Raw genomic sequence first — 16,414 nt, 5'->3', positions numbered from 1 at the left:
TGTACGAATGAACCGTAGCTTTTACATCATTATGGCGGCGCAATTTTTTTCGTCGCTTGCTGATAATGCTCTCCTGATAGCGGCTATCGCCCTCTTGGCCCAGCTCCATGCTCCGGCCTGGATGACCCCTTTGCTCAAATTGTTCTTTGTGCTGTCCTACGTGCTCTTGGCGGCATTTGTTGGCGCTTTTGCTGATTCCCGCCCTAAGGGCAACGTCATGTTCATTACGAACACGATTAAGTTCGTCGGCTGCGTGGCCATGCTCTTTGGAAGTCACCCTTTAATGTCATATGCCATTGTTGGTCTGGGCGCTGCCGCTTACTCCCCTGCAAAGTACGGAATTTTGACCGAACTGCTTCCACCTGAAAAATTGGTTGCCGCCAACGGCTGGATCGAAGGATTAACAGTTGGATCCATTATTTTGGGCACGGTTTTGGGTGGCGTTCTGATTAGCACTACAGTCTCACAAAGTCTGCTTGCCTTAGATATGCCGACTTTTGAAACTGGAATTGATACTCCTGCTGAATCAGCAATCATGATCATCATGATGATTTATGTTGTGGCAGCACTCATCAACTTAAAGATTCCAGATACTGGCGCACGTTACGTTTCTCAAAAGACAAATCCAATTGAATTGGTTAAAGATTTCGCCATTTGCTTTAAAACACTTTGGAATGATCGCCTTGGTCAAATCTCCTTAGCGGTCACCACTTTATTCTGGGGTGCCGGAGCTACCCTGCAATTTATTGTGATTAAGTGGGCGCAAGTAGCGCTTCATATGAATTTGTCTCAGGGCGCCATTTTGCAAGCGATCTCAGCCGTGGGCGTAGCTGGTGGCGCCGTCTATGCCGCATGGCGCATTCCTTTACGCAAATCCTTGAACGTATTGCCTTACGGAATTGCGATGGGCTTAGTGGTCTGCGTGATGGCAGTCTACAACTCTGATTTATTACCTAATACGAGCATTTTTAGCTTCGGTAAGTTTGACGTTACCCTCAATTTATTGCCGGCATATTTATTATTAATTCTGGTGGGCTGGTTAGCTGGTTACTTTGTCGTGCCAATGAACGCACTACTGCAACATCGCGGACATGTACTCATGTCAGCAGGTCACTCCATTGCTGTGCAGAACTTCAATGAAAATATTTCAGTGTTAATGATGCTATTGATCTACTCACTACTTATTTGGTTGGATGTACCCATTCAAATAGTGATCATTGGATTTGGCGTAGTTGTGAGTTTAATTATGTGGTTGGTTATCAAGCGTCACGCTAGAAACCAGGCGGAATATGACTCCATGCATCTGATTGGGGAGCATAAGCACTAAGCTTATCCCTCGGAAGTCTTTAGATGTTTTGCAACACCGATCGAGCCATCATCAAATCCTGCCAAAGCATGGCCTTCTCTTTTGGCTTTGTGAGCACCTGATTTAATTCAAAAGAAGCAATCACCGGAATTTCTTCCTCATTACCCGTATTTAGCGCAAGCACGGTTTCGCGCAACTGCGGCAGTGAATCTCTTTCACCAGTTATCTTTTGAGTAACCGGTCCACCAAATGCAATCGCAACCAAGGGTGATCCGGGGTTAACCAATTGACCCAAGTTCTCTGATGGACTCTTCCAGGACCACTCGTTCTTAGCTAAGCCAAGAACTCGAATGAGGTTTTGAAACAAAATTTTGGCATCGCCTTGGGGTTCATTTCCAAAAAACCACCACATTCCATTGCTCGCCCTTGGCGAGGCTTGCGTTTCTTGCGGTGCGGCCTGAGAACTTGCTGCAACAGAATCTTCGGGCTGAGCTTGGATCGCATCACGAGATGTCCACTCGGTGATGCCCATTTCTTTTAAGAAGCTTGAATTATTGCTCATGCCTCTAGCTTAATCGATTTAGCCAATACAAGAGCGTCTTCTCGTCCACCAGTTTCTGGGCTTGCAGGATAATAATTTTTACGAATACCAATTTGCTCGTAACCCAATTTTTGATAAAGGGCTAAAGCTGCTTCGTTGGTTGGCCTTACTTCCAAGATGATTCGCGGCATCTTCTGCTGAAAAGCTACGCCCTCAATAGCAGCCATCATTCTTTGGCCCAGGCCTAACTTACGTAAATGTGGGGAAACAGTGATGTTAAGGAGATGTAATTCATCAACAGCAGGAAACAAGATGCAATATGCCCATAGAACTGCTGGATCCAAATAGGAACCCTTCACCACTTGATCTGCTTGCGGACGAATGCAATATGCCCAATGACCTGCTGCGAGAGAATCGGAAAAGTTGCCTTTTGTCCAAGGATGAACATGAGAGACAGATTCGATCTTCAGGACATCGTCTAAGTCAGCTTGCTGCATCGGCAAGAAGGAAAGTTCTGCAGCACATTCGGCTGTTGTGTGATCCGACATTACTTCTTGCCCTCTTCTCGTTCAGCGGTAGTAAATGCCACCTTATCTCGCACATACAGAGGCTCTAGTTGTCGAACTTCACAATGCGCCCCGTCTTGCAGGGACTGCTGCGCACATTTCAAAATACCCAATGCGGAAATAGAGACATCTGGATCGATTGGACCTATGAATTGCGGTAGGCTCTGGTTATAGGCATTTAAAGCACTACCAGCAAGCAATTGCACTCCCTCCAAATTCAGATCTTCTGGCTTGGTCAAATGAATATCGCCAATGCGACTTGGCAGGCGCTTCTCTTGAATATCGTAAGAAGCCCAATAGACCTCTTCCATCCGGGCATCAATCGCAATCATCAATCGCTGAGGATGAGAGGATTTGAATACTGCTGACTCTAAAAGTTGGGCAGCGATGGCATCAAGGCTACATACCGGCACTACCGGAATGTTTTGCGATACAGCCAAGCCCTGAACAGCGGCCACACCTAAACGTACACCTGTAAACGCACCAGGACCGATACCTACGGCAATCGCATCTAGGTCTGTCAGGGAAGATTTCGCATCGCTTAGGAGCGACTCTATCCACGGCAATAACAATTGACTGGCACCGACTGTGACAGCTTCATGCCTGAATTGAACTGCCTGACCCTCTAACGATAAAGCCACCGAACACCATGCTGAGGAGGTGTCGATGGCTAATATATTTGCCAATTTAAATCCCGTTAATTTGCATACCAGTCCAAATTATGGACTTAATCCTGCAATCACTTCTGGAGGGGCCTGAACTAGCTCAATCAGCACACCTTCACCACTAATGGGGAATTCGTCATTTCCTTTAGGGTGCACAAAGGTGATGTCATAGCCCGCTGCACCCTTACGAATGCCACCAGGCGCAAAACGTAACCCATTCGCAGTAAGCCACTCAACCGCTTTAGGCAGGTCATCTACCCACAAACCAATGTGATTTAGGGGTGTTTGATGAACTGCTGGTTTCTTTTCAATATCGAATGGCTGCATGAGGTCAACTTCAATCTCATGCGCACCTTTACCGATTGCACAGATATCTTCATCCACGTTTTCACGCTCAGAGACAAAAGTACTCTTGTATTCAAAGCCCAGCATATCAACCCATAATTTCTTGAGTCGATCTTTGTTCTCACCACCAATAGCAATTTGCTGAATGCCTAAAATTTTGAATGGCTTAGCGCTCATAGTCGTCAACCTTTTTATTCGAAGCGAATGATCAACTGATCAACCGCTAAGCTATCACCCTCTTTAGCGCAAATTTCGGCAACCACACCATCTTGAACAGCCGATAGTGTGTTTTCCATTTTCATCGCTTCAATGGAGGCCAATTTCTGTCCAGCAGTAACTGCCTCACCGACCTTAACGGCAATCTTTGTTAATAGGCCTGGCATTGGAGACATCACCAACTTGGATGTATCTGGTGGTAACTTGACCGGCATGCGACGCTGGAGCTCTGCACCTAATGGGCTCAGCACCATACACTCGTAATGAACACCATCAAGAATCAGCACATATCGCACACCACGACGTTCTACTTGCGCAGTGATCTTGTGAGTGCCGTTAATGGTAGCGTGCAGGCAAATTTGGCCTGGACGCCAGTCACTCACGATGTCATAACGACTTACACCATCAGCATCTTCGATGTAGACGGAATAAACGCCATCCTTGAGCTCTACGCGAATAGGTACCTCATACGGGTCATTCATGGAGCCCGATTTTTTACCAGTAACAACAACAAACTTCTTACCAATGATCATTTCGTGGCCAGCCAACTGACCATCGATCATTTGAATATGCTGAAGATAGCGATAGCGCATAAATGCAGCCAATGCGGCTAAGCGCTTAGGATCTGCTGGCTGCACTGAATCCTTCTTAAAGCCTTCTGGATACTCTTCTGCAATAAAGCCGGTTGTGAAGTCACCATTTACAAAGCGTGGATGCTGCAGCAATGCAGCCTGAAAAGGAATATTTGAATGAATTCCGCGAATAACGAAATCATTCAGTGCTGCACGCATTTTTTCAATTGCCTCTGTACGATCCTTGCCATGAACGATTAACTTAGCGATCATGGAGTCGTAGTACATCGGAATCTCACCACCCTCATACACGCCAGTATCTACACGGACACCATTCACTGACTCTGGTGGACGGTATTTAACGAGGCGGCCTGTTGAAGGCAGGAAGTTACGGAATGGGTCATCGGCGTTAATACGGCACTCCATCGACCAACCATCCAGCTTCACGTCTTCTTGTTTAAAGGCAAGCTTCTCGCCAGCAGCAACACGAATCATTTGCTCAACTAAATCCAGGCCAGTAATGCTTTCAGTAACTGGATGCTCAACTTGCAAGCGGGTATTCATTTCAAGGAAGTAGAAAGACTTGTCCTTACCGACCACGAACTCCACAGTACCTGCAGATTGGTAATTAACGGCTTTAGCTAATGCAACCGCTTGCTCACCCATCGCTTTACGAGTAGCTGGGTCGATGAAAGGTGATGGCGCCTCTTCGATTACCTTTTGATGACGACGTTGGATTGAGCAATCACGCTCATTGAGGTAAACCACATTGCCATGAGAGTCACCCAAAACCTGAATCTCAATATGGCGTGGGCCTTCAACAAACTTCTCAATGAAGATACGGTCATCACCAAAGCTATTCATCGCCTCTGTTTTACAGGCAGCGAAACCTTCGGCAGCTTCTTTGTCATTAAAAGCAACGCGCAGACCTTTACCACCACCACCTGCGGACGCTTTAATCATGACCGGATACCCGATACCTTGGGCGATCTTCACAGCCTCTTCAGTAGTATCAATCGCTTCGTTGTAACCAGGAATGGTATTGACCTTCGCCTCTAGAGCGAGCTTCTTAGAAGCGATCTTGTCACCCATTGCGGCGATAGATTGATATTTAGGGCCGATAAACACAATGCCCTCTTCTTCACAACGCTTAGCAAACTGCTCGTTTTCAGACAAGAAACCATAGCCAGGATGTACCGCTTCAGCGCCAGTATCTTTGCAGGCCTGAATAATGCGGTCCATCACTAAATAGGATTCACGTGAAGGTGCTGGCCCAATACATACAGCCTCATCGGCCAACTGCACGTGACGCGCCTCTTTATCCGCTTCAGAATAAACAGCAACGGTCTTAATGCCCATCTTTTTGGCAGTGGCCATTACACGGCAAGCAATCTCACCGCGGTTAGCAATCAAAATTTTCTTAAACATTTTCGTAGTCATAATTTGTCAGCGCCTTTACAGAGGAATATTGCCGTGTTTACGCGCAGGATTCTTTAAGTCTTTATCTTTAAGCATTGCTAATGAACGAGCAATACGTTTGCGGGTTTCATGTGGAAGGATGACGTCATCAATATAACCACGACGTCCAGCCACAAATGGGTTGGCAAACTTAGCTTTGTACTCGGCTTCACGAGCTGTAATTTTTTCTGGATCGGACTTCTCTTCACGGAAAATAATCTCAACAGCGCCTTTAGGACCCATCACAGCGATCTCAGCTGAAGGCCAAGCGAAGTTCACGTCACCACGTAAATGCTTAGAAGCCATCACGTCATAAGCACCACCGTAGGCCTTACGTGTAATTAAGGTTACTTTAGGTACCGTGCAATCTGCATACGCATAGAGCAATTTGGCGCCATGCTTAATGATGCCGCCGTATTCTTGGGCGGTTCCTGGCATAAAGCCTGGAACGTCAACCAAAGTAACTACTGGAATATTGAAGGCATCACAGAAGCGCACAAAACGCGCTGCCTTAATAGAGGCCTTGATGTCTAAACAGCCAGCCAATACCAAAGGCTGATTGGCAACAATACCAATTGAGCGCCCTTCAATGCGGGCAAAACCAATCACAATATTTTTTGCGTAGTCAGGCTGTAATTCAAAGAACTCGCCATCATCAACGATCTTCTCAATCAACTCTTTCATGTCGTACGGTTGATTTGGATTCGATGGAACTAATGTATCCAGGGAGAAATCTGGCTCTTCGGTGCGATTAGCACCCTTAATCAAAGGCGGCTTCTCACGGTTAGAGAGCGGCAAGTAGTTAAAGAAGCGACGCAACATCATGATTGCATCGACATCGTTGTCAAATGCTAGGTCGCATACGCCTGAAACTGTTGAGTGAGTTACAGCGCCACCCAATTCTTCGGCAGTGACGTCTTCATGAGTAACGGTCTTAACCACTTCAGGACCAGTCACGAACATGTATGAGCTATCTTTGACCATGAAAATGAAGTCGGTCAAGGCTGGAGAGTAAACCGCGCCACCAGCTGACGGGCCCATGATCAGAGAAATCTGTGGAATCACACCAGACGCAGTAACGTTGCGCTGGAAAATTTCAGCATAGCCGCCAAGAGATGCAACACCCTCTTGAATACGTGCACCACCAGAGTCATTCAAACCAATAACAGGCGCTCCGACTTTAAGGGCTTGATCCATGATCTTGCAGATTTTTTCAGCATGAGCTTCAGACAAGGAGCCGCCAAGCACGGTGAAGTCTTGTGAGAACACAAATACCAAACGACCATTAATCATTCCATAACCGGTCACAACACCATCGCCAGGAACGGTTTGATCACCCATGCCAAAGTCATGGCAACGGTGCTCAACAAACATATCCCACTCTTCGAATGTCCCAGCATCTAGCAAGAGTTCAATACGCTCACGCGCAGTTAACTTGCCTTTTGCATGTTGAGCCTGAATACGCTTTTGCCCGCCACCCAATCGGGCAAGCTCACGCTTGGCTTCCAGTTGTTGAATGATTTCCTTCATTTCCTGCTCCTTAGAAAAATTCATGCCCCATGGACTCCAGTAGCCGTCTTGCCGCTACAGAAGCTGCCATAGTTCCTTGATTTACTTGTGCAACCAAACTTGGTAGAAGTTTTTGCACTGCTTCATTGCTACGAAATGCGTTTTTAAGTCCAGCATCGATGCGATCCCACATCCATGCACCTGCTTGTTGCTTGCGACGAGATTCAAATTTACCGTTCGCCTTTTGCAGTTTTTCAAAATGGGAAACTTTGTCCCAAAGCTCTGGCACGCCTTTGCCCTCGAGGGCGCTCAAGGTCATCACTTGCGGATGCCAAAACTCTTTATCGTGTGATGCGTGGTCAGGATTACCCTGGAATCCCAACAGGCGCAATGAACTCGTGATAAATAGTTGAGCTCGCATTGCAGCATCGGGATCAATATCCACCTTATTAATCACAATCAGATCGGCGATTTCCATCACGCCTTTTTTAATTGCCTGAAGATCATCGCCTGCATTCGGTAATTGCAACAACAAGAACATATCGGTCATGCCAGCAACCGCGATTTCACTCTGCCCTACGCCAACTGTCTCAACAATGATGACGTCAAAACCTGCGGCTTCAGCAACCAACATGGCTTCACGAGTCTTCTCGGCTACACCACCCAAAGTACAAGAGGATGGACTTGGGCGAATAAAGGCATTCTCTAGAACGGATAATCGCTCCATACGCGTCTTATCGCCCAAAATCGAACCACCAGAAATACTTGAAGAAGGATCGATCGCCAAAACAGCTATTCGGTGACCTTTTTCAATCAGGTATAAACCCAAGGATTCAATTAAGGTCGACTTACCAACACCTGGTACACCTGAGATGCCGAGGCGGAATGATTGGCCTGTTTTAGACAACAAAGAATTGAGTACGTCATCAGCGCGGTGACGGTGATCTAGGCGCGTTGACTCAAGCAAAGTAATGATCTTCGCCAGTGCGCGGCGCTGTTTAAGCGATGGCGCACCAGTGAGATCATTCACCAGAGCCTGATCAGCAGCTTCGAGCATGCCTATGATCCGTATTAAGCGGGTTTAACAGACTTACGAATTTGCTCAAGCACATCCTTGGCCGATGCCGGAATAGGTGTACCTGGTCCGTAGATTCCTTTTACGCCAGCCTCATAGAGGAATTCGTAGTCTTGTCTTGGAATCACGCCGCCAACGAACACAATGATGTCGTCTGAGCCTTGTTTTTTCAATTCAGCAATGATGGCTGGAACTAATGTCTTATGACCAGCTGCCAAAGTAGAAACTCCTAAGGCATGTACGTCATTCTCAATCGCTTGGCGAGCACATTCTTCAGGCGTTTGGAATAAAGGCCCGATATCTACGTCAAATCCTAAGTCAGCATAGGCAGTGGCAACGACTTTAGCGCCGCGGTCATGGCCATCTTGACCTAGCTTGGCGATCATCACACGAGGACGACGACCAAAGTCTTTTGCAAAATCGGCAATTTCAGTTTGGAGTTTTGCCCAGCCTTCAGCTGAGTCATAAGCGGCTGCATACACACCGGTCACCTTTTGAGTATCGGCGCGATGGCGCCCGTAAACCTTCTCTAACGCATCAGAAACTTCACCAACAGTTGCACGCAAACGAATCGCGTTTACTGCAAGCTCCAAGAGATTACCTGAGTTATCTTCTGCAGCCTTTGTTAAAGCCTCTAATGCAGCCTGTACTTTTTGAGAATCACGTTTTGCTTTGATATCTTTAAGACGAGCTACCTGACCTTCGCGAACTTTATCGTTGTCGATCATCAATACATCAACAAGATCTTCTTTGCCAAGCTTGTATTTATTAACACCAACAATCACATCAGAGCCAGAATCAATCTTGGCTTGTTTTTCAGCGGCAGCTGCTTCAATTTTTAGCTTAGCCCAACCACTTTCAACTGCCTTGGTCATGCCGCCCATGGCTTCTACTTCTTGAATGATTTCCCAGGCTTTATCAGCCATCTCTTGAGTGAGGTTTTCCATCATGTAAGAACCTGCCCATGGATCGATCACGCTCGGAATATGGGTTTCTTCTTGCAGGATCAATTGTGTATTACGGGCAATACGGCTGGAGAACTCAGAAGGAAGTGCAATCGCTTCATCCAATGAGTTGGTATGCAATGACTGTGTGCCGCCAAATACGGCAGCCATCGCCTCAACTGTAGTTCTCACAACGTTGTTGTATGGATCTTGTTCAGTTAGAGACCAGCCAGAAGTTTGGCAATGCGTACGGAGCATCAAAGACTTTGGATTCTTTGGCTCGAAGGATTTCATAATCCGCCACCACAGCAAGCGTGCAGCGCGCAACTTGGCAACTTCTAAGTAGAAGTTCATGCCAATAGCAAAGAAGAATGAAAGGCGTCCGGCAAAGCCGTCCACATCCAATCCTTTAGCTAGCGCTGTCTTTACATACTCTTTACCGTCAGCCAATGTGAAAGCCAACTCCAACACCTGATTGGCGCCTGCCTCTTGCATGTGATAACCCGAAATCGAAATCGAGTTGAACTTAGGCATATGCTTAGCGGTGTACTCAATAATGTCGCCGATGATGCGCATTGATGGCTCAGGTGGATAAATATAGGTATTACGCACCATGAACTCTTTCAGAATATCGTTCTGAATAGTTCCTGATAATTGCTCTTGCTTAACGCCTTGCTCTTCACCAGCAACGATGTAGCCAGCCAACACAGGCAATACAGCGCCGTTCATCGTCATCGAAACAGACACTTTGTCTAATGGAATACCATCAAACAAGATCTTCATATCTTCTACAGAATCAATCGCAACGCCGGCCTTACCAACGTCACCAGTAACACGCGGATGATCTGAGTCGTAACCACGATGCGTTGCTAAGTCAAACGCAACAGATACACCTTGACCACCAGCATCTAATGCTTTGCGATAGAAAGCATTAGATTCTTCAGCAGTTGAAAAGCCAGCATATTGACGGATGGTCCATGGACGAACTGAATACATCGTCGCTTGTGGTCCACGCACGAATGGCTCAAAACCTGGCAATGTATCGGTGTAATTGAGACCCTCAATATCCGATGATGTGTATAGAGCTTTTAGGTGAATTCCATCTGGTGTTTTCCAACCCAAGGAATCCACATCACCATTAGGCGCTGATTTCTGAGCAGACTTTTTCCAAGCATCCAGGTTGGTATCTGGAAAAGATGGCCATGAATTGTTTTCTTTAGAACTCACAAAAACTCCCGGTTAATTTTTGTTGCATTGCATCGAAATGTCCTTACATTTTGCTTGACAATTTTAGAATTGTCTACATAATGTATTCATAATTATGAATACAAAACTGAATAATAGACCGCTATATGAAGACGTTGCCGATAGGCTTCGGGAGCAAATCTTTAGCAAGCAGCTAGCCCCTGGAAGCTGGCTGGATGAGCAATCTTTGGCTGATCAGTTTGGAATAAGCCGCACTCCAATGCGTGAAGCGATCAAGGTTCTTGCGTCTGAAGGTCTGGTTACGATCAAAATGCGCCGGGGAGCCTACGTTACCGAGGTTATCCGCAAAGACTTAGAGCAGATTTTTACGATTCTCTCCCTTCTGGAGGGTCAAGCAGCCAAAGAAACGGCTACAAAGGCAACTGAAGCCGAATTAAACCTCTTGGATCACCTGCACCACCGACTTGAAAAAGCGGCTGCCGATCGAGATATTGAGCAATTCTTTGAGGTAAATGGCAAATTTCATGAATTAATACAAGAAATTGCTGGAAATAGATGGATGAATGGTGTTATCGCGGATCTACGCAAAGTGCTAAAACTTCACCGCAGAGACTCTCTGACTAGTACCGGCAGATTGCAAAACTCATTGGTAGAGCATCGAGAGATCCTCAGAGCCATATTGAAACGGGATGAGCATGCTGCTGAGCTAGCCATGCGAAAACATCTAGAGAGAGGGCTTGAAGCGCTACGTTAAACTTTATAAAGCATATAAAACAAAGGCTTAGATGGTTAATCTAAGCCTATTTGGTATGAAGCCTTACTTACTAGGGTTTACTTTTTAACTACGAAGTTACCAGGTAAAGAAGAAATGTAAGCAGCCATATCTTGCAAGTCAGCATCGCTAAAGTTTTGAACTTGTGAGCCCATTACCGCATTGTTGCGACCAAACTGAGCATTGCTATTGCCTACCTTGTAAGCCTTTAAGGCGTAGTAAAGGTAATCAGCATACTGGCCAGCTAATTTTGGATAAGCAGGCAGGATTGGAGCATTCAAACCAGCACCATGACAAGAAGCGCAATTAGCCTTCTCAACCAAAGCCTGACCTTTTTCTTTATTGGCAGCGTTTGCTACGTTTACCAAACCAATGCTGGATAGCAAAACTGCAGTAATTAGGGCGAATTTCATAAAAGTATCTCTATGTATCTTTATTAATGAATCACTTCAATGGGTTGTTAGGTGAGCTGGCAGTTTGCGCAGCATAGTATTCACCGATATCAGCCATGTCTTGGTCAGACAAGCTTGCAGCAATAGAACGCATTGTTGGATGCTTTCTTTCGCCTTTTTTGTAAGCAGCTAGTGCGCTAGCGATGTAAGCGGCATTTTGCCCGCCAATCATAGGCACCTTGTATACCAATGGGTAGTCTGCGCGATAGTCAGGAATTGAATGGCAACCAATACAAAGCCAAACCTTGCCGTTACCTGCTGCAGCATTACCTTTAACTTCATCAGCCTGAGCAACAGAGCCAGCAAAAACCAAAGCTGCGGTTACGGCCAATTGAGGAAGAATGGAGAGTTTTTTCATAGAAATCATTATTAATGAGTTTGATTTAGATCAATTTGGGAAGAGTATAGCGGACAGACGCCCTTCCCGCCATTCTGGGAGGCCAAAATCAGTAGAAATACTGAAAAATTTGGCTCATTTACCTATACTGGAACGCTTAACCCAGCACCAATTAGGTCAGCATATGAGCAAATCCAACCCCTCTACTCAAAACCGCTTCTCAGGCAGCCAAAGCTATGTTGCCACCGAAGATCTCAAATTAGCCGTAAATGCGGCAATCGCATTGCAACGCCCTCTTTTGATTAAAGGCGAGCCAGGCACTGGCAAAACGATGTTGGCCGAAGAAGTTGCCGCCGCACTCAATATGCCCCTTTTGCAGTGGCATATTAAATCGACCACCAAGGCCCAACAGGGCTTATATGAATACGATGCTGTTAGCCGCTTGCGCGATTCGCAGTTGGGTGATGAGAAGGTAAAAGACATTCGCAACTACATTGTTAAGGGCGTACTTTGGCAAGCTTTTGAGGCAGATGAACCTACGGTATTGCTCATTGATGAAATCGATAAAGCGGATATTGAGTTTCCAAATGACTTACTGCGCGAAATTGATCGCATGGAATTTTATGTTTATGAAACTCGCGAACTCATTAAGGCCAAACATCGCCCGTTAGTCATAATCACCTCCAATAATGAGAAAGAGCTTCCCGATGCATTCTTGCGCCGCTGCTTTTTTCATTACATTACCTTTCCCGATGCGGCGACCATGCAAAGCATCGTGGATGTTCACCACCCGAATATCAAACAAGATCTCTTGGATGCAGCCCTCAAGGCCTTTTATCAAATACGCTCATTACCAGGGTTAAAGAAAAAGCCCTCTACCTCTGAATTGATTGATTGGCTCAAGCTGCTATTGGCTGAAGATATTCCGCCAGAGGCTTTGTATAGCCACGATGAAAAAATTGTTGTGCCTCCATTGCATGGTGCCTTACTCAAGAACGAACAAGATATCCACTTGTTTGAGCGCTTGGTCATGATGAATCGCAATCATCGTTAATGTATTGACCAATAACGCCCTGTATTTATGCTGATTCAATTCTTCCTTAACCTGAAAGAGGCTAAAGTGCCCGTTTCAGTGCGAGAGTTTTTAACTCTCCTAGAGGCTTTGAAATCCGGCGTTATCAATCCTTCGATTGATGAGTTTTATCAGCTAGCTCGCATGACCCTGGTTAAAGACGAACAACACTTTGATCGTTTTGATCAAGTCTTTGGCAGCTACTTCAACGGCATTGAACAAATCATTGCACTCTCCCCAGACATTCCTTTGGACTGGCTAGAGAAAAAGCTTCAGCGCGTACTGACTGAAGAAGAAAAAGCAGCACTCAAAAAATTAGGTGGCCCTGATGCACTGAAAAAGCGTCTTGAGGAGCTTCTAAAAGAACAAAAAGAGTGGCATGGTGGCGGAAATAAATGGATTGGCGCTGGCGGATCCTCCCCGTTTGGTCATAGCGGCTACCATCCTGAAGGCATTCGCATTGGCGGTGAGAGCGCCGGCAATAGAACCGCGATCAAGGTTTGGGAAGCGCGAGAGTTTAAAGACTATGACAGTGATTTAGCTTTGGGCACTCGCAACATTAAGGTTGCTTTGCGTCGTTTGCGTCGATTTGCCAGAGAAGGATCAACTCTAGAGCTCGATCTCGATAAAACGATTCACTCAACTGCAGCCAATGCAGGAATGCTCGATATCAAAATGCGCCCTGAGCGCCACAATCAGGTCAAAGTGCTGCTACTCATGGATGTTGGTGGCTCAATGGATGATCATATTCAGCGGATTGCTGAATTGTTCTCTGCTGCTAAAGCAGAATTTAAACATCTTGAGCACTACTATTTTCATAACTGTGTTTATGAAAACCTTTGGCAAAGTAATCGTCGCAGACGCGACCAAGCAACGCCAACCCAAGACATCATCAATAAATATGGCCCAGACTACAAGCTGATATTCGTTGGTGATGCAACGATGTCTCCTTATGAGATTTTGAGTCCGAATGGTTCAGTTGAATACAACAATAAGGAAGCTGGCGCTGTTTGGATCAATCGTTTAATTGACCACTTCCCGCATTTTGCTTGGCTCAATCCAGAACCTGAATCTATTTGGCAATATCGTCAGTCAATTGACATCATGCAAAACTTCATGAAAGATCGCATGTATCCAGTGACCTTAAATGGCCTTGAGAGTGCCATGCGTCAACTTTCCAAGTAAGATTCTGATATTCCCTTTTGAACTTATTTCTTTTTTTTAAATTAATCCTATTCATCATGACTACAAACATTAGCGATCGCCTCAAAACCCTTGGAATTGATTTGCCACCACCAGGACCTCCTGCTGCGGCCTATGTCATGGCAGCCACTACCGGTAATACTGTTTTTCTCTCCGGTCATATTGCTAAACACGATGGCAAACCTTGGGTAGGAAAGCTTGGTAAAGACATGGATACCGATACTGGCAAAGCGGCAGCACGCTCTATTGCAATCGATCTGATCTCCACCTTGCAGAATCACTTAGGCTCTTTGGATAAAGTAAAACGCATTGTTAAGGTAATGGGTTTGGTGAACTCTACCGACACTTATACGGAGCAGCACCTAGTTGTTAATGGCTGTTCGGAATTACTTTTTGAAGTTTTTGGTGATGCTGGCAAACATGCTCGTAGCGCATTTGGTGTTGCGCAAATTCCGCTGGGTGCTTGCGTTGAAATTGAATTGATCGCTGAGATTTAATTCAATTACATTAATTTAATAGGATCAAGCCCTAGTTTTTGGATGTCGGACTGGGTGTCGACATCCAATAAATAAGCCTGATTATTCGTCTCAAATACTTTCACTAGCTCTGGATGCTGATCCATAAAGGGTCTGCAGACCATCCTGGGTGTCGCCAGAATTTCTTCAATCACCTTTTTCGAAAATAATACTGGGTTACCACGGCTTCCGTTCACCATTGGCAAGACGATTTCCCGACTGAATCCCGCTTGATTGAATTGCTCTAACAGAGCTTCAATCTCCGAGACGCCAATATTAGGCTGATCGCATAAAGCAACCAACAAAACGTCATAGTCAGATTTGAGCGACTCTAAACCTAGACGAACTGAAGATGATTGGCCCAACTCTGGATTTGGGTTTTTAATGATAGAAATCGAGTTACCAGTCTTTTGCTTTATTGAATGGATTTCCGTTTCAATTGCATCTGCATAAAAACCCGTAATCACTAAAGTTTCCACGGGATTTAAGCATTCTATTGAGCGCAGAAAACGTCTTAATAAGGTATTACCCTCTTTCTTCAGCAATGCCTTGGGTATTCCTCCCAAACGACTTCCCTCGCCCGCTGCCAATAAAAGTACGGCAAGGCGTAATTTTGGGTTTTTGAAGGATTCACCAGAAATAGTCATTAGAGTGATAATAATTAGTTATTCATCAAAGCATTATCAAAAGAAGAAATGGCATGAACAGTACCGACCTCAGCGTTCTTAAATCTGCCGTGGAATGGATCCAATCTGGCCAATCTGTGGCGATTGCAACCGTGGTTCAAACCTGGGGCTCCGCTCCACGTCCGGTCGGCTCTTGGCTAGCAATACGTGCTGATGGTCAGGTAGCCGGCTCAGTTTCAGGTGGTTGCGTGGAAGACGATCTGATTCGTCGTGTTCAAACTGAAATTTTGACGCGCAATACCCCTGAAATGGTGGTTTATGGCGTAACCCAACAAGAGGCTGCACGCTTTGGATTGCCATGTGGAGGCACCCTGCGTTTATTGGTGGAGCCAAAACCAGAGCTAGCTGTTTTAGAAAAGCTACTTGAGAATATTTCTTCGCATCAAATTACTCGCCGCTCAGTAAGTTTAAGCACTGGAAAATCGACGCTCGCCTTGGGTGATCGTAGTGATGAATTTGTTTGTACTGAACAAGAAATGCAAACGACTTACGGACCGCGTTGGCGCATGGTGATCATTGGTGCTGGCCAACTCTCCCTATACACCGCTGATTTTGCTTTAGCTTCTGACTTTGAAGTCATCGTGATCGATCCTCGCGAAGAATATGCCGAAGGCCTCAATCGCACGGACATTACATTTTCTAAGGGCATGCCAGACGATGTGTTGCTGGAAATTGGTGTCGATTCTCACACTGCAGTTGTTGCCCTTACACATGATCCTAAATTGGATGACATGGCTTTGATGGAGGCTCTCAAGTCACCAGCTTTTTATGTAGGCGCACTAGGCAGTCGTAAGAACACTCAAAAACGCAAAGAGCGTTTATTGGAATTCGATGTAAGCCAAGAGCAAGTAGAAAAACTACATGGCCCTGTAGGGCTTTATATTGGGGCTCTCACCCCACCAGAGATCGCAATCTCGATCCTGGCAGAAGTGATCGCCGTCAAATACGGCATTAGCGTTCCGAAGAAAGTCTAA

17 protein-coding genes are annotated in these 16,414 nt (G+C 45.8%); 6 read left to right on the top strand and 11 right to left on the bottom strand.

Annotated features, from left to right (window positions below):
- Window positions 1–7 precede the first annotated feature (7 nt).
- Complete coding sequence (gene lplT / locus ICN10_RS09140; protein WP_216214790.1) at window positions 8–1,327, top strand: lysophospholipid transporter LplT; 1,320 nt, start codon at window positions 8–10, stop codon at window positions 1,325–1,327.
- 19 nt (window positions 1,328–1,346) lie between these two features.
- Here the strand turns inward: lplT and ICN10_RS09135 are convergent, their stop codons facing one another.
- From ICN10_RS09135 to scpA, 8 genes are read right to left on the bottom strand one after another with little or no spacing between them, the layout of a single operon-like run.
- The gene (locus tag ICN10_RS09135; protein WP_216214788.1) at window positions 1,347–1,868 is read right to left on the bottom strand and encodes a hypothetical protein; all 522 of its coding nucleotides are present in this window, start codon (window positions 1,866–1,868) and stop codon (window positions 1,347–1,349) included.
- Complete coding sequence (rimI, locus tag ICN10_RS09130; protein WP_216214786.1) at window positions 1,865–2,395, bottom strand: ribosomal protein S18-alanine N-acetyltransferase; 531 nt, start codon at window positions 2,393–2,395, stop codon at window positions 1,865–1,867. Before rimI ends, ICN10_RS09135 begins: the two co-directional genes overlap by 4 nt.
- Complete coding sequence (tsaB, locus tag ICN10_RS09125; protein ID WP_255536845.1) at window positions 2,395–3,099, bottom strand: tRNA (adenosine(37)-N6)-threonylcarbamoyltransferase complex dimerization subunit type 1 TsaB; 705 nt, start codon at window positions 3,097–3,099, stop codon at window positions 2,395–2,397. The genes rimI and tsaB overlap by 1 nt, the downstream gene beginning before the upstream one ends.
- Window positions 3,100–3,132: 33 nt before the next feature.
- Window positions 3,133–3,600, bottom strand: coding sequence for a VOC family protein (locus tag ICN10_RS09120; RefSeq protein ID WP_216214784.1), 468 nt, complete (start codon window positions 3,598–3,600; stop codon window positions 3,133–3,135).
- Between the two features lie 14 nt (window positions 3,601–3,614).
- Window positions 3,615–5,651 carry an acetyl-CoA carboxylase biotin carboxylase subunit gene (gene accC, locus ICN10_RS09115; protein WP_255536844.1) on the bottom strand — a complete coding sequence of 679 codons (2,037 nt, stop codon included), beginning with the start codon at window positions 5,649–5,651 and terminating at the stop codon, window positions 3,615–3,617.
- A 15-nt stretch (window positions 5,652–5,666) separates the two neighbouring features.
- Complete coding sequence (locus ICN10_RS09110) at window positions 5,667–7,199, bottom strand: acyl-CoA carboxylase subunit beta (RefSeq protein WP_216215296.1); 1,533 nt, start codon at window positions 7,197–7,199, stop codon at window positions 5,667–5,669.
- A gap of 10 nt (window positions 7,200–7,209) precedes the next feature.
- Window positions 7,210–8,235 (bottom strand): methylmalonyl Co-A mutase-associated GTPase MeaB, encoded by a 1,026-nt coding sequence (meaB, locus tag ICN10_RS09105; RefSeq protein WP_216214782.1) that lies wholly within the window; start codon window positions 8,233–8,235, stop codon window positions 7,210–7,212.
- 14 nt (window positions 8,236–8,249) lie between these two features.
- Window positions 8,250–10,424: a methylmalonyl-CoA mutase gene (scpA, locus tag ICN10_RS09100; RefSeq protein WP_216214780.1), complete on the bottom strand. Its 2,175-nt coding sequence runs from the start codon at window positions 10,422–10,424 to the stop codon at window positions 8,250–8,252.
- Window positions 10,425–10,518: 94 nt separating this feature from the next.
- Between scpA and ICN10_RS09095 the strand changes: the two genes are divergently transcribed.
- Window positions 10,519–11,157, top strand: coding sequence for a GntR family transcriptional regulator (locus ICN10_RS09095; RefSeq protein ID WP_216214778.1), 639 nt, complete (start codon window positions 10,519–10,521; stop codon window positions 11,155–11,157).
- Between the two features lie 77 nt (window positions 11,158–11,234).
- On the opposite strand, the gene ICN10_RS09090 is transcribed toward ICN10_RS09095, so the two are convergent.
- Together ICN10_RS09090 and ICN10_RS09085 are read right to left on the bottom strand one after the other, a co-directional pair.
- Window positions 11,235–11,588 carry a cytochrome c gene (locus ICN10_RS09090; protein ID WP_216214776.1) on the bottom strand — a complete coding sequence of 118 codons (354 nt, stop codon included), beginning with the start codon at window positions 11,586–11,588 and terminating at the stop codon, window positions 11,235–11,237.
- A gap of 31 nt (window positions 11,589–11,619) precedes the next feature.
- Window positions 11,620–11,985 (bottom strand): cytochrome c, encoded by a 366-nt coding sequence (locus ICN10_RS09085; RefSeq protein ID WP_255536843.1) that lies wholly within the window; start codon window positions 11,983–11,985, stop codon window positions 11,620–11,622.
- A 163-nt stretch (window positions 11,986–12,148) separates the two neighbouring features.
- Between ICN10_RS09085 and ICN10_RS09080 the strand changes: the two genes are divergently transcribed.
- From ICN10_RS09080 to ICN10_RS09070, 3 genes are read left to right on the top strand one after another with little or no spacing between them, the layout of a single operon-like run.
- Window positions 12,149–13,018, top strand: coding sequence for a MoxR family ATPase (locus tag ICN10_RS09080; protein ID WP_216214774.1), 870 nt, complete (start codon window positions 12,149–12,151; stop codon window positions 13,016–13,018).
- Between the two features lie 27 nt (window positions 13,019–13,045).
- Complete coding sequence (locus ICN10_RS09075; RefSeq protein ID WP_216214772.1) at window positions 13,046–14,221, top strand: VWA domain-containing protein; 1,176 nt, start codon at window positions 13,046–13,048, stop codon at window positions 14,219–14,221.
- A 56-nt stretch (window positions 14,222–14,277) separates the two neighbouring features.
- On the top strand, window positions 14,278–14,736 hold the full coding sequence (locus ICN10_RS09070) for a RidA family protein (protein ID WP_216214771.1): 459 nt from the start codon (window positions 14,278–14,280) through the stop codon (window positions 14,734–14,736).
- Between the two features lie 5 nt (window positions 14,737–14,741).
- On the opposite strand, the gene ICN10_RS09065 is transcribed toward ICN10_RS09070, so the two are convergent.
- Complete coding sequence (locus ICN10_RS09065; protein ID WP_216214768.1) at window positions 14,742–15,401, bottom strand: NTP transferase domain-containing protein; 660 nt, start codon at window positions 15,399–15,401, stop codon at window positions 14,742–14,744.
- A 53-nt stretch (window positions 15,402–15,454) separates the two neighbouring features.
- Between ICN10_RS09065 and ICN10_RS09060 the strand changes: the two genes are divergently transcribed.
- Complete coding sequence (locus ICN10_RS09060; RefSeq protein ID WP_216214766.1) at window positions 15,455–16,414, top strand: XdhC family protein; 960 nt, start codon at window positions 15,455–15,457, stop codon at window positions 16,412–16,414.

This window comes from Polynucleobacter sp. 86C-FISCH (assembly GCF_018882415.1).
Taxonomy (GTDB): Bacteria; Pseudomonadota; Gammaproteobacteria; order Burkholderiales; family Burkholderiaceae; genus Polynucleobacter.
This window is presented reverse-complemented; position numbering and strand designations above follow the sequence as displayed.

Coding starts and splice junctions, on each gene's coding strand:
- rimI (WP_216214786.1), bottom strand. CDS start 2,395: ATGTCGGATCACACAACAGCCGAATGTGCTGCAGAACTTTCCTTCTTG.
- ICN10_RS09135 (WP_216214788.1), bottom strand. CDS start 1,868: ATGAGCAATAATTCAAGCTTCTTAAAAGAAATGGGCATCACCGAGTGG.
- ICN10_RS09065 (WP_216214768.1), bottom strand. CDS start 15,401: ATGACTATTTCTGGTGAATCCTTCAAAAACCCAAAATTACGCCTTGCC.
- accC (WP_255536844.1), bottom strand. CDS start 5,651: ATGACTACGAAAATGTTTAAGAAAATTTTGATTGCTAACCGCGGTGAG.
- ICN10_RS09090 (WP_216214776.1), bottom strand. CDS start 11,588: ATGAAATTCGCCCTAATTACTGCAGTTTTGCTATCCAGCATTGGTTTG.
- ICN10_RS09075 (WP_216214772.1), top strand. CDS start 13,046: ATGCTGATTCAATTCTTCCTTAACCTGAAAGAGGCTAAAGTGCCCGTT.
- ICN10_RS09060 (WP_216214766.1), top strand. CDS start 15,455: ATGAACAGTACCGACCTCAGCGTTCTTAAATCTGCCGTGGAATGGATC.
- ICN10_RS09095 (WP_216214778.1), top strand. CDS start 10,519: ATGAATACAAAACTGAATAATAGACCGCTATATGAAGACGTTGCCGAT.
- ICN10_RS09110 (WP_216215296.1), bottom strand. CDS start 7,199: ATGAAGGAAATCATTCAACAACTGGAAGCCAAGCGTGAGCTTGCCCGA.
- ICN10_RS09085 (WP_255536843.1), bottom strand. CDS start 11,985: ATGAAAAAACTCTCCATTCTTCCTCAATTGGCCGTAACCGCAGCTTTG.
- ICN10_RS09120 (WP_216214784.1), bottom strand. CDS start 3,600: ATGAGCGCTAAGCCATTCAAAATTTTAGGCATTCAGCAAATTGCTATT.
- ICN10_RS09080 (WP_216214774.1), top strand. CDS start 12,149: ATGAGCAAATCCAACCCCTCTACTCAAAACCGCTTCTCAGGCAGCCAA.
- lplT (WP_216214790.1), top strand. CDS start 8: ATGAACCGTAGCTTTTACATCATTATGGCGGCGCAATTTTTTTCGTCG.
- ICN10_RS09070 (WP_216214771.1), top strand. CDS start 14,278: ATGACTACAAACATTAGCGATCGCCTCAAAACCCTTGGAATTGATTTG.
- meaB (WP_216214782.1), bottom strand. CDS start 8,235: ATGCTCGAAGCTGCTGATCAGGCTCTGGTGAATGATCTCACTGGTGCG.